This window comes from Belliella baltica DSM 15883 (assembly GCF_000265405.1).
In the GTDB taxonomy this organism is placed as follows: Bacteria; Bacteroidota; Bacteroidia; order Cytophagales; family Cyclobacteriaceae; genus Belliella; species Belliella baltica.
Window position 1 is genome coordinate 1,792,173 of record NC_018010.1, and the last position, 14,117, is coordinate 1,806,289.

Genomic DNA, 14,117 nt, shown 5'->3' on the forward strand with positions numbered 1-14,117 from the left:
CTATTTCACATCAGTATATTTCAGCGAAGCAATATTTCTAATTATTTCATTTCAATTATATTTCGCCATAGGCATATTTCAGCTTAGCCATATTTCTATTTTTTTCATTTCAATATATACTTATTTACTGTTTTCTCGAAATCAGTGAGTTCTTCTTTGACCCAAGCAGCATTGTAGCCTTTTTCCTCGGCCATGATATTAGCCACTTTTGAAGCCATGGCTTTGGCAGCTTTGGCATCAAGGAATAACACACGCAATCTTCTCGCAAGAATGTCTTCTACTTTCATAGCCATTTCATTTCTTACTGACCAAATAACTTCGGCAGTTGTGTAGGGGTATTTTGGATGAAGCAATTCTCCTGATTCTGGACTTTCATTTATCAAAGACTGGATTTTCTCAGCATCATCACCATAACCCTTCCAATGTCCATCTTGTGGATTAGTAGTGTATCCTTTATATTTGATATTGGCAGAAGCACTTTCAGGAAGATGCTCACCCGTGACTTGTTTGTAATAATTCACAGTGTCTTCGCCCATTTTTCTAAACGTCGTCCACTTCCCACCTGTTATTGTAATTAATTTACTTTCTGACACGATGACTTTGTGAGAGCGTGAGATTTCTTTTGTTTTGGTGCTACCTTCTTTCGGTGCTGCCAAAGGTCTAAGGCCTGCATAAACTGAAAGCACGTCAGCTCTAGTTGGAGCTTTTGTCAAATAAGCAGTAGCAGTTTCTAAAACAAAACTTATTTCCTTTGCCAAAGCTTCAGGTTCAAGTTTGGCTTTTTCTCTCAAAGTATCTGTAGTTCCTAGGACCAATTTATCCTGCCATGGTACAGCAAATAGTACACGTCCATCGGATGTTTTGGGAATCATCAGCGCATCATTACCACCAAGAAATGAACGGTCCAAAACTAAATGGATTCCTTGACTGGGCTGAATGCTTTTTGGAGCACCTGGTTGATCAAGTTGTAGGATTTTATCCGCAAAAACTCCGGTTGCATTGACGACCATCTTGGCTTTGATTTTATGATTTTTCTTGCCAATCAAATCTCTAACCTGAACTCCAGTTATTGTGCCTTTTTCATTTTTGATTAGTGCATTCACCTTGGTATAATTGAGCATAATTCCACCCATTTCATCACAAGTCATGGCAATGCTTAAAGCGAGTCGGGCATCATCAAATTGCCCGTCGTGATAGACTACGCCTCCTTGAAGTCCCTTTTGCTTGATTTGAGGTAGTCTTTTGATGGTTTCTTTTTTTGAGATAAAGCGGGATTTTCCTAGCCGAAGTTTCCCCGCCATCCAATCATACAGCTTCAATCCAATACTATATTGTAACCTGTCAAAAAATGTATAAATGGGAATAATAAAAGGTTGGTTATGGGTGAGGTGAGGTGCGTTTTGAAGTAATCTCCCTCTTTCTTTAAGCGCTTCGAATACCAACATCACATCTCCTTGAGCCAGATATCTTACTCCACCATGAACAAGTTTGGTGCTTCTGCTAGAAGTCCCTTTTGCAAAGTCAGATTTTTCTACCAAAACAACAGAAAGTCCTCTTGAAAGCGCATCTAGTGCTACTCCCAAACCCGAAGCACCTCCTCCAATCACTGCAATATCCCACACCTTATCTTTTACTTCGAGTTTTTTTAAGTTTTCTATCCTATCCATTTTAGTAATATTTGTTTCAAAAATAATATAAAAAGAAACAAAAAGAAATAAATAGAAATTAAAAAATAGTATTTTTTACTTTTAGCCTCCAAAATGCTATATTTAGCAATTAACAGAAAGTAGTATGACCATTGCGGAAAGGCATAAATTTATTTTGGACAGACTCAATGAAGCGGGAATTGTACATGTAGCGGATTTGAGTAAGGAGCTTGATGTTACGGTCGTGACTGTACGAAAGGATCTCAAACTTTTGGAAGATAAAGGACTTCTTTATCGTTCACATGGTTCTGCCACTTTAACTTCTCCTTATGTCAATGACAAACCTGTCAATGAGAAAAAATTGGTCAGAGTTGAGGAGAAGATGAAAATCGCTCAAGCAGCCGTTGAGTTGGTCGAGACAGATGAAGCGATCATCATTGGGTCGGGTACTACTGTGGTGTCTTTTGCACAAATGCTTCCAAAGAATCAGAAGCTTACCGTATTGACTGCCGCGATGAATGTGACCTTGGCGCTGATAGATGCGGCAGAAGTGGAAATTGTTCAACTAGGAGGTGTGGTCCGAAAAAGCAGTAGCTCTGTAGTGGGAAATTATGCTGAAGAAATGATGCGCAATTTTGCTTGCAGCAAACTTTTTTTGAGTGTGGATGGAATCAGTTTAGATTTTGGATTGACGACCTCTCACATGATGGAAGCGCATCTCAATGCACAGATGATTCAATCTGTTCAAAAAACCATCGTTTTGGTCGATTCAAGTAAATTTGGAAAGAAAGGATTTGGTAAAATATGTAATCTTGAAGACATCGATATGATCATTACAGATGAAGGAATTCCTGAGCATTACAAAGAAAAAATTGAAGAAATGGGTATAGAAGTAAGGGTGGTATAAAAAAAGAGACTTGGAATATGCCCAAGTCTCTTCTGTTTAATACTCTTTAAACAAACTCCTTTTTACATTCGAGCTTCCGTCTTCTTCTAATGTCACCTCAAATATATAGTCATATTCAATATCACTTAATTCGGAGAATTTTTCACCATCACTTACAAAATAATTGACAAGATGATGAACAGTATTGCTGTGACCTACCACCACTGCATTACCTTTTCTCTTCCTGAGTTCTTTGACCAAATCATCATGATTTTGAGGATCATAAATCTCAATGGCAATTCCAGCAATATTTGAAATTGGCTGTAGTGTGGCTTTTGTTCTTATCGTATTTGTACTAAAAGCATGTTTGATTTGTTTATCGGTTAGGATTTGACCGAGTTTTTTTGACCGTACAGTTCCAGCAACATTCAGTTGTGGGTCATCGGAATCAAGCATTTTTTCCGCATGCCTCACGATATAGATTGTTTTTGCTTCCTGCTTCGGAGTACAAGCAAATCCAATGATTAAAAATGCCAAGATGACTAATATATTATTTTTCATTTGTGTTGTTTTAACTTTTCAATTCAAGCAATATCTATAAATATGTAACATCATTGAACATCAAAAAATCAGATGTACAAATCATCAGAATAAATTAGCCGCTAAAGGTATTATCCAAATACTGATCTTTTGCTTTGATTTCTTCAAATTCCAAGAATTGCTCCCAGAATGGTTCTTCAGGTAAAGCTGCTCTTAAAATTAATTTTTCTTTTTTGATTGGGTGGATAAATACCAAATGAAAAGCATGAAGATTGATGCTCAAATCAAGATTTGGCTTAGCAAAACCATATTTCACATCCCCTCTGATCGGACATCCAATTGATGCCAACTGAACTCTGATTTGATGAGGTCTACCAGAAACAGGCCTCACTTCCAGCAACCAATGGTCATTTAATTTCCCCATTCGTTTATAAGTCAATTCAGCTTTCTGAGAACCTGGGGCTTCTTTTTCAAAAGCACTTACATAATTGCGCTGTTCGTCTTTAACCAGATAATGGGTCAATTTGTCCATTTCTTCCCTTGGTTTCTTTTTGACGATAGCCCAATAGACTTTATGGATGTCTCTTTTTCTGAAGAGTTCCATCATTCTTTCGAGCCCTTTTGAAGTCCGCGCAAAAACGACCAATCCACTTACCGGTCGATCTAATCTGTGAACAGGATGGAGAAATACATCTCCTGGCTTGTTATATTTTCCTTTGATATACTCACGACAATAATCTGTGAGCGTTTTATCTTTGGTTTTATCACCTTGTACCAAAATTCCTGCAGCCTTATTCACCACCAAAAGATGATTGTCTTCATAGACGACTGAGAACGGTTTCTTTTTCATATTTCTAAATTTAGTAAGTTAAAAAAGTATCTGTAATGCTATGAATGTGAAATGGTTAATTTTCACTTTCAATAATGATTAAAATTCCGATGTGAAATGGAATTCGATTTCCGGATAGTTGTCCTGCACCATTTGTAACCAAGATTTCGATTCGGCCATAAAAACCAATTTCCCATCCTTATCACGAGCGATATGCCTGTTTTTGGATTGGACAAATTCATCCAATTTCTTTTTGTCAGAACTGCTAATCCAACAAGCTTTATAAAGTTGCATTGGTGCGAATTCGACCGATGCGTTGTATTCTTGCTTTAATCTAAATTGAATTACCTCAAATTGAAGCTGACCAACTGTACCAATTACTTTTCTAGAACCCATGTCGAAAGTAAAAAGCTGTGCTACTCCTTCTTCCATCAATTGCTTCAAGCCCTTTTCCAATTGCTTGGTTTTCATAGCGTCCTTATTTATGACTTCTTTGAAAATCTCTGGAGAAAAGCTTGGGATACCTTTAAAGGTCATATTTTCACCATCGGTAAGTGTGTCACCGATTTTTAGATTTCCTGTGTCATATAGACCAATGATATCTCCTGGAAATGCTTCATCTACCATTTCTCTGTCCTGCGCCATAAACTGAGTCACATTCGAAAATCGAAGAGGTTTTGGCCCACGAACATGATTGTACGGCTTATTTCTTTCAAATTTACCAGAGCAAATTCTTAAGAAAGCAATCCTGTTTCTGTGATTGGGATCCATGTTTGCGTGGATTTTGAAAACAAATCCCGAAAACTTAGATTCTGTTGGAAGTACTTCTCTATCTTCTGTATTTCTGCTTTTTGGAGCAGGAGCGATGCGGATAAAAGTATCGAGCATCTCATTCACACCAAAGTTATTTACGGCTGAGCCGAAAAATACTGGAGCTACTTTTCCTTCAAGATATTCCTTCGTGTCAAAATCCGGATAAACGCCTTCTATCAACTCAACATCTTCTCTAAGTTGATTGGCATTGTTTTGACCAATCAATTCATCTAATCTACTTTCTGATAAGTCATCAAAAACTGCTCTATCATCGCTCAACTTTCTTTGACTTGGGCTAAATAGATTGAGTTTTTTATCATATAGATTGTAAACTCCCTTGAAGCCTTTTCCCATTCCAATTGGCCAAGACAAAGGTCTAACTTGGATGTTGAGTTTCTCTTCTACTTCATCTAGTAATTCGTATGGATCTCGACCTTCTCGGTCAAGTTTATTGATAAAACAGATAACAGGAGTATTTCGCATGCGACATACTTCCATCAGTTTTTCTGTCTGAATTTCCACACCTTTCACGCAATCGATCACCATGATGACTGAATCGACAGCAGTCAAAGTTCTATAGGTATCTTCCGCGAAATCCTGGTGACCAGGAGTATCGAGAAGATTAATTTTGATGTCTTTATATTCAAATCCCATTACGGAAGTAGCCACAGAAATCCCTCTCTGCTTCTCTATTTCCATCCAATCGGATTTCGTTGCAGTCTCTATTTTATTGGATTTTACAGCTCCTGCAGTCTGAATCGCACCTCCAAAAAGAAGTAACTTCTCTGTTAGGGTTGTTTTTCCTGCATCAGGGTGGGCAATGATGGCGAAAGTTCTTCGCTTTGCAATTTCTTTGTTTAAACTCATCTGGAAAAGATTCAATTTTATTCCAAGGCGCAAAGGTACGCTTTTATGCTGGAAATTTATAAAAGTGATTTGAAGTCATTTTTTCGAAAAATCATGAAATAAAAAAGTCTGCCTTGAATCACAAGAACAGACTTTTCTAAAGGATATATTTTGATAGGATTAAACCGTCATAATTTCAGCTTCTTTTTTCACAAGCAAGTCGTCAACTTTTGTTGAGTATTGATCTGTGAATTTTTGAACTGTATCCTCAGCTCTTTTGATTTCATCCTCTGAAGCCCCATCTTTTTGCAGTTTTTTCAAAGAGTCATTCGTGTCTTTTCTTACAGTTCTGATACTTACTTTTCCAGATTCGCATTCAGCTTTAGCCATTTTCACCAATCCTCTTCTTCTCTCTTCTGTCAAAGGAGGAATAGTCAAAATGATAATTTCTCCATTGTTTTGCGGAGCAAGACCCAAGTCAGAATTGACAATTGATCTTTCTATTTCTGAGATCAAGTTTCTTTCCCAAGGCTTGATAGACAAGGTTCTTGCATCAGGAGTAGTCACTGAAGCGACTTGCTGAAGTGGAGTTGGAGCTCCATAATAGTTCACCATTATGCCATCAAGCAAGTTTGGCATTGCTTTTCCAGCGCGTATTTTGACTAATTCCTGGGCAGTGTGATCCACTGCTTTTTGCATAAGTTCTTTTGCTTCGTCTAGGTGCAATTGAATTTCTTCCATGATCAGTTTATGTGGATTATAATGATGTGATTAATGTTCCGATTTCTTCACCTTGAGCCAATTTCATCAAATTTCCGTCTTTATTCATATCAAAAACGATAATTGGAAGGTTGTTTTCTTGGCAAAGTGTAAACGCAGTCATGTCCATAATGTTGAGGTTTTTCTCATAAGCCTCTTGGTATGAAAGTGAGTTGTATTTTGTGGCAGTTTTGTCTTTTTCAGGATCCGCAGTATAAACACCATCAACTCTTGTTCCTTTTAAAACTACTTCTGCTTCAATCTCTATAGCTCTCAAACTGGCAGTAGAATCAGTTGTAAAATATGGATTTCCGATTCCAGCTCCAAAAATAACGATTCTACCTTTCTCTAAATGTCTGATTGCTCTTCTTCTTATGAAAGGCTCACAAACACTTTCTACTTTAATTCCAGACATCAATCGGGTGTACATGCCGTTTTGTTCAAGAGCGCTTTGAAGTGCCATAGCATTGATTAATGTTGCCAGCATTCCCATGTAATCACCTTGCACTCTATCGATCCCTGTTTTTTCTGCTTGAACGCCTCTATAGATATTACCTCCTCCGATTACGATGGCGATTTCCACACCAAGGTCTTTCACTTTCTTAATCTCTTCGGCATACTTTTGCAGTCTATTAGGATCAATTCCGTAATTATCTTCACCCATTAGTGACTCACCGCTCAGTTTTAGTAATATCCTTTTGTACTTCATTTTTTGTTTTTATTTGAAAAGTGCAGATTGATTTATAATTTTATGCAAATGATAAATTTGACAAATATAAACGCTTCATTCTAGAATTCTAAAGAAGAATCTTTAAAATTGAATAAGAACTTGGTTTTTCTCCACACTATCACCTTTTTTGATTTTGATGGTTTTAACTGTTCCGTCGCCTGGTGATTTGATGATATTCTCCATTTTCATGGCTTCCAAAATAAGTACTGGATCTCCTTTTTTTACCACATCACCTTCACTCACTTTGATATCAAAAATAAGCCCTGGCATTGGAGCTTTGATTTCTTTGGCAAGATTTCCTTTGAGGGTATTCATCCCTAGCTTTTCTAAAAGTAAATCAAATTTATCCTGCATTTTAACCGTCGCTGGCTTGTTGTTTAATTTCAGAGTGACAGTTTTTTCTTCGGAGTTTACACTGACCACTTCCAAGTTAAAAGACTTGCCTTCCTGGATAATATGGTAGAATTTCTCGCTTGTTTTTTTGAAGTCCCAAATCAATATTTCTTCATTAACAATAATGGAGTCTCCTGATTTTTCTACTTTTATTGCTGACTTATCGATGCTTACTGAATACATTTCTTTTATTTTGCGTCAATATACGATTAATGTTTAAAATGCTCTTTTTATGAAAACCCAATATATAAAGCTATTTCCATTTCTTCTTTTTCTGATTTTCTCTGCTTGTAAAGGTAATAAAAACTTGTCCAAAGAAAATAATCCAGTTCAAGATACCATTTCCATAAATGACGAAAATGACAAGGCATTTTCAGCTGAATTATTAAAACTGAAAGAGAATAGAATAGCACAATATAAACCTTCAAGAACAAGAGATTTTGATCTGATTCATACTGACTTAAACTTGTCATTTGACTATGAAAAGGAGTGGGTTTTTGGAGAGGCACTGTTGACATTAAAGCCATATTTTTATACTCAAAATCAGTTGGTTTTAGATGCAAAGGATTTTGATATCCACTCTATTAAATTGATTAATGGTGTTGAAGAAATCGAATTAAACTATCGATATGATACTCAAAAATTGAGGGCTTATCTTCCTAAAAATTTCACTTCAAATGATACCCTTAAAGTCGCAATAAAATACACTGCAAAGCCTAATGAAAATCCAAAATCAGGAAGTGAAGCAATCACTGATACGAAGGGACTGTATTTCATAAATTCTTCTGGAGAAGGAGATAAGCCAATACAAATTTGGACACAAGGTGAGACAGAACACAACTCAAAATGGTTTCCGACTTTGGACACGCCAAATGAAAGAGCAACACAAGAAATTAAGCTTACAGTTGATCGAAAATTCAGAACAATAAGCAATGGTGAACTCCTTGATTCCAAAGAAAACGATAATGGAACAAGAACTGACCACTGGAATATGAATCTTCCTCACGCGCCTTATTTGGCGGCGGTGATTGTGGGCGATTTTGTTGAGATTATGGATTCTTGGGAGGACATTCAAGTGAATTATTATGTGGAAGAGACGTTTGCCGAAGGGGCAAAGACAGTATTTAAGAATACTCCAGAGATGATTGGCTTTTTCTCAAAATTACTGGGTGTGCGATATCCTTGGCAGAAATATGATCAAGTAGTGGTTAGGGATTTTGTGTCAGGAGCAATGGAAAATACCACAATTTCCGTATTCATGGAGGAACTTAACCTTACCGAAAGAGAAGCAATTGATAGTGAATGGGATGGGATCATTGCGCACGAGCTTTTTCATCAATGGTTTGGAAATTATGTTACCACTGAATCTTGGGCAAACTTAACGCTGAACGAAGCTTTTGCTAACTACTCAGAATACCTTTGGTATGAATATAAAGAAGGGTTAGATGATGCTGACCTCCATCATATTTCTGAGATGGAGCAATATTTTGATGAAGCTACAGAAAAGCAGGTTGATTTAATTCGTTTTTATCATGAAGATTCAGAAGAAATGTTTGATAGTCATTCTTATGCTAAAGGTGGTAGAATTCTTCACATGTTAAGAAAAAATATTGGGGATGAAGCGTTTTTCAAAGCTTTAAATTTATATCTGACAACACATGCCTATTCAAGCGTAGAAGCGCATGACCTTCGACTGGCTTTTGAGAAAGTGACAGGCATGGATTTAAATTGGTTCTTTGATCAATGGTTTTTTGCTTCTGGGCATCCGATTTTGGAGTATGAAGTGGATTACAGCGAAAGGACAAATCTCCTATTGACAGTTTCACAAAATCAAAATTTACAAACTACGCCACTGTATAAAATTCCATTTAAAGTAAGTTGGTATGTAGATGGGGAAAGATTTGAAAAAGAATTTTTGCTCGATCAAGGAAGGCAACAATTTGCTATTGAAAATGCTAATCCTGTTTACGCTCTTTATTTTGATGAAAAATTAGAATTACTAGCAGAAAAGAAAAGTGCTCGAGGAGCTGAACATTTCTTAAGACAATTTGAACGCAGTCAATTTGGGATTTCGAGGTATGAAGCACTTGATAGCTTGGGGACAAGTTTCACAGATCATGAAGAATATCCAAAAATTGTCTCAGCTGCTATAAAAGATTCTTTTTGGTCTATCCGAGAGCTTGCCCTTCTTCAGATTGCTCGAAACCCAGATTTGATCATGCAAATCAAAGGTTTGGAAGAAATCTTATATGCGATGGCAGAAAATGATGAACAGCATACAGTTAGAACAGGAGCAGTAGAATTATTATCTTCTATAGACCCTGATAAATATTCAAGCTCATTTTTACGTTGGATGAATCACCCATCCTATTATGTCGCGGGTGCAGCTTTGAGCGCTTATTTAGAAAGTGAAAATAATTTGAATCGGTCTGAAATAGCTCAAAGATTCGAAGAAGAAGATAATATTAGAATAGTTGTAGCGCTTGCAGATTACTTTATCACCGAAAATCAAGATTCACAGAGCAATTGGTTCCATAACAAACTTAAGAGTATGTCAGGCCAATCTTTATATTATTTTTTAGGGTACTATGGAGATTACTTTGCTAAAAATCAAATTGAGGAAGAAAGTAATATCGCTGTTGAAAACTTATACGAAATTGGCTTGAAAAGCCAAGCCAATTATATCAGAGCTGCAGCCTTTCAATCCTTGTTTGGATTTGTAGATGAAGAGGGGGTTTTGGAAAAAATCAAGGAATTGTATGAAAAAGAGACAGATGCAGATGCAAAAAGATACAAGGAATATTACCTTTCTCCCTACCTCGAGAAAAATTAATTGGTTGATTTCGACAAGTTTAATTTGAACTTTAAAAAAAAGCTAAGAAAAAAAATAGTATAATTTTGAATGTTAGAGAAAAGGGTATAATTTTGCCATCCGTTAAGACAAGAAAAAGCTGAACAAGCTTCAAAATCTTAGCAAAATCAGTTGGGGGAATACCAAAGCGGCCAACTGGGACGGACTGTAAATCCGTTGACTTATGTCTTCACAGGTTCGAATCCTGTTTCCCCCACATTGCGTTATTGTCAAAATTTTCATTACTTTTGCAATCACGTATTTAAAAGCGGGAGTAGCTCAGTTGGTAGAGCGGCAGCCTTCCAAGCTGCAGGTCGCGGGTTCGAGCCTCGTCTCCCGCTCTATGCTTTTATATAGCATCGAGTGTTAACAGCCGACGTAGCTCAGGGGTAGAGTACTTCCTTGGTAAGGAAGGGGTCACGGGTTCAAATCCCGTCGTTGGCTCAGAACATTAGAAAATAAGTAAAAAAAATAAATTTATATCTTTAACTAAAACAGAGGATTTTCACGCATGGCAAAAGCAACCTTTGACCGTTCCAAACCGCACGTTAATATCGGTACGATTGGTCACGTAGACCATGGAAAGACAACTTTGACTGCTGCCATTACTACAGTATTGGCCAGAAAAGGTCTTTCTGAACTAAGAGATTTCTCTTCTATCGACAACGCTCCAGAAGAAAAAGAAAGAGGTATCACTATCAATACTTCACACGTTGAGTATCAAACTGAAAAGAGACACTACGCTCACGTAGATTGTCCAGGTCACGCTGATTATGTGAAGAACATGGTAACTGGTGCTGCTCAGATGGATGGCGCTATTCTAGTAGTAGCCGCAACTGACGGACCAATGCCTCAAACTAGAGAGCATATCCTTCTTGCTCGTCAGGTAGGTGTACCAGCACTTGTTGTATTCTTGAACAAAGTGGATTTGGTAGATGACCCTGAACTTCTTGAACTTGTAGAAATGGAAGTAAGAGAACTGTTATCTTTTTATGATTTTGATGGTGATAACATCCCAGTTATTTCTGGATCTGCTCTAGGTGGATTAGAAGGTAACGAAAAATGGATGGATAAAATCATGGAATTAATGGACGCAGTTGATGAGTTCATTCCAATTCCAGAGCGTCTTGTTGACAAAGATTTCTTGATGCCTGTTGAAGATGTTTTCTCGATCACTGGTCGTGGAACTGTAGCAACTGGTAGAATTGAAAGAGGTGTAATCAACTCAGGCGATCCAGTAGACATTATCGGTATGGGTGCTGAAGGCTTAAAGTCTACAGTTACTGGTGTTGAAATGTTCCGTAAAATCCTTGATAGAGGTGAAGCAGGTGATAACGTAGGTCTTTTGTTGAGAGGTATTGAAAAGTCTCAAATCAAGAGAGGTATGATTATCTGTAAGCCAGGTTCTGTGAAGCCACACGCTCACTTCAAGGCTGAAGTTTACGTTCTTTCGAAAGAAGAAGGTGGACGTCATACTCCATTCTTCAACAAATATCGTCCACAGTTCTACTTAAGAACAACTGACGTAACTGGTGAGATCAAACTTCCAGAGGGTGTTGAAATGGTTATGCCAGGTGATAACGTTACAATCGAAGTAAACTTATTGAATAAAGTTGCCCTTGAGAAAGGCTTACGTTTTGCTATCCGTGAGGGTGGTAGAACAGTAGGTGCTGGTCAGGTAACTGAAATTCTTGACTAATCACTAAGATTATTACATATTAGCAAATGCGATCTTGAATTATTTTTCGGGATCGCATTTGTTTCTTATTCCAATTATTTCTACCTTTGCGTTCCTTTTAGGAACCAAAAAATCCTACGGGCATAGTTCAATGGCAGAATAGCGGTCTCCAAAACCGTTGATGGGAGTTCGAATCTCTCTGCCCGTGCAACAAGAAAGTAAAACCATGAATATCAAAAACTTTGTCGTTGAATCTATAGATGAAATGAAGAACAAGGTCACCTGGCCTTCACATTCGTTTTTACAAAACAGTGCTGTTTTGGTCATCGTCGCATCCTTAATCTTTTCTTTACTAATAGGAGTAATTGATTTGGGTTTTGAAAATTTGATGACTTGGTTTTATGATTTATTTTAATTGAATTAAAATTACTGATGGCTGAACATAAGTGGTATGTACTTAGGGTGGTAGCAGGACAAGAGAAAAAGACTAAAGCTTATTTAGACAATGAAATTGTTCGTCAAAAACTAGAGGATTATATTCCTGAAGTTTTGATACCTTCCGAAAAAGTTTACGAAATGCGTAATGGCAAAAAGAGAGTCAGAGATAGAAATTTCTTTCCTGGCTACGTTTTAGTCAATGCGGATTTGACACATGGGGAAGCTAATCACGTAATTACAAGTATTCCGGGTGTAATCGGTTTCTTAGGGTCAAACCAAGGGGGGGCTTCCAAAACCCCTGAGCCATTACGTCAGTCAGAAATCAATAGAATCTTAGGACGAGTTGAAGAGATTGATGAGTTTGCAGAGAAATTAGATACTCCATTTATAGTTGGAGAGACCGTAAAAGTAATGGACGGTCCTTTCAGTGGATTCGCGGGTACAATAGAAGAGGTGTTTGAAGATAAAAAGAAATTGAATGTTATGGTCAAAATCTTTGGACGAAACACCCCTGTAGAGTTAAACTTTATACAAGTAGAAAAACAAGACTAGGAAATGGCTAAGGAAATCACTGGTTATGTGAAATTACAGGTGAAAGGTGGCCAGGCAAATCCATCGCCTCCAGTAGGTCCAGCCCTTGGTTCAAAAGGGTTGAACATTATGGAGTTCTGTAAGCAATTCAATGCTAGAACCCAAGATAAAATGGGATCTGTGTTGCCTGTTTTGATTACTGTTTACTCTGACAAATCTTTTGACTTTGTAGTAAAAACTCCTCCAGCAGCAAATATGCTAATCGAGGCGGCAAAAATCAAAGGTGGTTCGTCAGAACCAAACAGGAAAAAAGTAGGATCTGTTACTTGGGATCAAGTAAAAGAAATTGCTGAGGTGAAAATGCCTGATTTAAATGCTTTCAAAATAGAGTCTGCAATGAGAATGATTGCAGGTACTGCTAGAAGCATGGGTATCACAGTATCTGGAAAAGCTCCTTGGGAGGAATAAAATAAACACTATGGCTAAGTTAACAAAAAAGCAAAAAGAAGCTCTTTCTAAGTACGACGCAAGCCAACAGTACTCCCTAGAAGAAGCTTCTTCAATTGTGAAGCAAATCACTAACACTAAATTTGATGCTTCTATAGATCTTGACGTTCGATTGGGCGTAGATCCTAGAAAAGCAGATCAAATGGTAAGAGGAGTAGTTGCATTGCCGCATGGTACAGGCAAAGATGTTAAGGTTTTGGTACTTTGTACCCCTGACAAAGAAGCTGAAGCTAAAGAGGCAGGTGCAGACTATGTTGGATTAGACGACTATATTGCTAAGATCGAGGGCGGTTGGACTGACATTGATGTCATCATAACAATGCCAAACGTAATGGCTAAAGTTGGTAGATTAGGTAGGGTTTTGGGACCTAGAGGCTTGATGCCTAACCCAAAATCAGGAACAGTAACTTTAGAAGTTGGAAAAGCTGTTAAGGAAGTAAAAGCTGGTAAGATTGATTTCAAAGTAGATAAATTTGGAATTATTCATGCTGGTATTGGTAAGGCTTCATTTACACCTGAGCAAATTCAGGAAAATGCAAAAGAGCTCATCAATACGATTTCTAAGCTGAAGCCAACTTCATCAAAAGGAACCTATTTCAGAAGTATTCATTTGTCAAGCACAATGTCTCCTGGAATTATTGTAGATAAAGGTAGTATTCAAGGAATTTAA

14 protein-coding genes and 4 tRNA genes are annotated in these 14,117 nt (G+C 37.4%); 11 read left to right on the top strand and 7 right to left on the bottom strand.

Annotated elements, in window-relative coordinates:
- Positions 1–104: 104 nt before the first annotated feature.
- On the bottom strand, positions 105–1,667 hold the full coding sequence (locus tag BELBA_RS08245; RefSeq protein WP_014772272.1) for a glycerol-3-phosphate dehydrogenase/oxidase: 1,563 nt from the start codon (positions 1,665–1,667) through the stop codon (positions 105–107).
- A gap of 124 nt (positions 1,668–1,791) precedes the next feature.
- Between BELBA_RS08245 and BELBA_RS08250 the strand changes: the two genes are divergently transcribed.
- Positions 1,792–2,553, top strand: a complete 762-nt coding sequence (locus tag BELBA_RS08250) for a DeoR/GlpR family DNA-binding transcription regulator (RefSeq protein WP_014772273.1) — start codon at positions 1,792–1,794, stop codon at positions 2,551–2,553.
- 36 nt (positions 2,554–2,589) lie between these two features.
- Here the strand turns inward: BELBA_RS08250 and BELBA_RS08255 are convergent, their stop codons facing one another.
- From BELBA_RS08255 to BELBA_RS08280, 6 genes are all read right to left on the bottom strand, one after another.
- The gene (locus BELBA_RS08255) at positions 2,590–3,093 is read right to left on the bottom strand and encodes a SixA phosphatase family protein (RefSeq protein WP_014772274.1); all 504 of its coding nucleotides are present in this window, start codon (positions 3,091–3,093) and stop codon (positions 2,590–2,592) included.
- A gap of 94 nt (positions 3,094–3,187) precedes the next feature.
- Positions 3,188–3,922 carry an RluA family pseudouridine synthase gene (locus tag BELBA_RS08260; RefSeq protein ID WP_014772275.1) on the bottom strand — a complete coding sequence of 245 codons (735 nt, stop codon included), beginning with the start codon at positions 3,920–3,922 and terminating at the stop codon, positions 3,188–3,190.
- Between the two features lie 78 nt (positions 3,923–4,000).
- The gene (locus tag BELBA_RS08265; RefSeq protein ID WP_014772276.1) at positions 4,001–5,581 is read right to left on the bottom strand and encodes a peptide chain release factor 3; all 1,581 of its coding nucleotides are present in this window, start codon (positions 5,579–5,581) and stop codon (positions 4,001–4,003) included.
- 159 nt (positions 5,582–5,740) lie between these two features.
- Positions 5,741–6,301 carry a ribosome recycling factor gene (gene frr, locus BELBA_RS08270; protein WP_014772277.1) on the bottom strand — a complete coding sequence of 187 codons (561 nt, stop codon included), beginning with the start codon at positions 6,299–6,301 and terminating at the stop codon, positions 5,741–5,743.
- A 16-nt stretch (positions 6,302–6,317) separates the two neighbouring features.
- Positions 6,318–7,028: a UMP kinase gene (gene pyrH / locus BELBA_RS08275; RefSeq protein WP_014772278.1), complete on the bottom strand. Its 711-nt coding sequence runs from the start codon at positions 7,026–7,028 to the stop codon at positions 6,318–6,320.
- A 102-nt stretch (positions 7,029–7,130) separates the two neighbouring features.
- Complete coding sequence (locus BELBA_RS08280; protein WP_014772279.1) at positions 7,131–7,625, bottom strand: acyl-CoA carboxylase biotin carboxyl carrier protein subunit; 495 nt, start codon at positions 7,623–7,625, stop codon at positions 7,131–7,133.
- Positions 7,626–7,674: 49 nt separating this feature from the next.
- Between BELBA_RS08280 and BELBA_RS08285 the strand changes: the two genes are divergently transcribed.
- The 10 genes from BELBA_RS08285 (at position 7,675) to rplA (ending at position 14,117) form a co-directional block, all read left to right on the top strand.
- Positions 7,675–10,275: a M1 family metallopeptidase gene (locus tag BELBA_RS08285; protein ID WP_014772280.1), complete on the top strand. Its 2,601-nt coding sequence runs from the start codon at positions 7,675–7,677 to the stop codon at positions 10,273–10,275.
- A 152-nt stretch (positions 10,276–10,427) separates the two neighbouring features.
- Positions 10,428–10,510 (top strand) — tRNA-Tyr (locus BELBA_RS08290).
- 51 nt (positions 10,511–10,561) lie between these two features.
- A tRNA-Gly gene (locus BELBA_RS08295) sits at positions 10,562–10,634 on the top strand.
- Positions 10,635–10,665: 31 nt separating this feature from the next.
- Positions 10,666–10,737 (top strand) — tRNA-Thr (locus BELBA_RS08300).
- A gap of 67 nt (positions 10,738–10,804) precedes the next feature.
- Positions 10,805–11,992 (top strand): elongation factor Tu, encoded by a 1,188-nt coding sequence (gene tuf / locus BELBA_RS08305; protein ID WP_014772281.1) that lies wholly within the window; start codon positions 10,805–10,807, stop codon positions 11,990–11,992.
- Positions 11,993–12,108: 116 nt separating this feature from the next.
- Positions 12,109–12,179: transfer RNA gene (locus tag BELBA_RS08310), tRNA-Trp, on the top strand.
- Between the two features lie 18 nt (positions 12,180–12,197).
- On the top strand, positions 12,198–12,386 hold the full coding sequence (gene secE / locus BELBA_RS08315; protein ID WP_014772282.1) for a preprotein translocase subunit SecE: 189 nt from the start codon (positions 12,198–12,200) through the stop codon (positions 12,384–12,386).
- A gap of 17 nt (positions 12,387–12,403) precedes the next feature.
- The gene (nusG, locus tag BELBA_RS08320) at positions 12,404–12,961 is read left to right on the top strand and encodes a transcription termination/antitermination protein NusG (RefSeq protein WP_014772283.1); all 558 of its coding nucleotides are present in this window, start codon (positions 12,404–12,406) and stop codon (positions 12,959–12,961) included.
- Between the two features lie 3 nt (positions 12,962–12,964).
- Positions 12,965–13,408, top strand: coding sequence for a 50S ribosomal protein L11 (gene rplK / locus BELBA_RS08325; protein ID WP_014772284.1), 444 nt, complete (start codon positions 12,965–12,967; stop codon positions 13,406–13,408).
- 10 nt (positions 13,409–13,418) lie between these two features.
- Positions 13,419–14,117, top strand: coding sequence for a 50S ribosomal protein L1 (gene rplA, locus BELBA_RS08330; RefSeq protein WP_014772285.1), 699 nt, complete (start codon positions 13,419–13,421; stop codon positions 14,115–14,117).

Coding starts and splice junctions, on each gene's coding strand:
- BELBA_RS08245 (WP_014772272.1), bottom strand. CDS start 1,667: ATGGATAGGATAGAAAACTTAAAAAAACTCGAAGTAAAAGATAAGGTG.
- BELBA_RS08250 (WP_014772273.1), top strand. CDS start 1,792: ATGACCATTGCGGAAAGGCATAAATTTATTTTGGACAGACTCAATGAA.
- BELBA_RS08255 (WP_014772274.1), bottom strand. CDS start 3,093: ATGAAAAATAATATATTAGTCATCTTGGCATTTTTAATCATTGGATTT.
- BELBA_RS08260 (WP_014772275.1), bottom strand. CDS start 3,922: ATGAAAAAGAAACCGTTCTCAGTCGTCTATGAAGACAATCATCTTTTG.
- BELBA_RS08265 (WP_014772276.1), bottom strand. CDS start 5,581: ATGAGTTTAAACAAAGAAATTGCAAAGCGAAGAACTTTCGCCATCATT.
- frr (WP_014772277.1), bottom strand. CDS start 6,301: ATGGAAGAAATTCAATTGCACCTAGACGAAGCAAAAGAACTTATGCAA.
- pyrH (WP_014772278.1), bottom strand. CDS start 7,028: ATGAAGTACAAAAGGATATTACTAAAACTGAGCGGTGAGTCACTAATG.
- BELBA_RS08280 (WP_014772279.1), bottom strand. CDS start 7,625: ATGTATTCAGTAAGCATCGATAAGTCAGCAATAAAAGTAGAAAAATCA.
- BELBA_RS08285 (WP_014772280.1), top strand. CDS start 7,675: ATGAAAACCCAATATATAAAGCTATTTCCATTTCTTCTTTTTCTGATT.
- tuf (WP_014772281.1), top strand. CDS start 10,805: ATGGCAAAAGCAACCTTTGACCGTTCCAAACCGCACGTTAATATCGGT.
- secE (WP_014772282.1), top strand. CDS start 12,198: ATGAATATCAAAAACTTTGTCGTTGAATCTATAGATGAAATGAAGAAC.
- nusG (WP_014772283.1), top strand. CDS start 12,404: ATGGCTGAACATAAGTGGTATGTACTTAGGGTGGTAGCAGGACAAGAG.
- rplK (WP_014772284.1), top strand. CDS start 12,965: ATGGCTAAGGAAATCACTGGTTATGTGAAATTACAGGTGAAAGGTGGC.
- rplA (WP_014772285.1), top strand. CDS start 13,419: ATGGCTAAGTTAACAAAAAAGCAAAAAGAAGCTCTTTCTAAGTACGAC.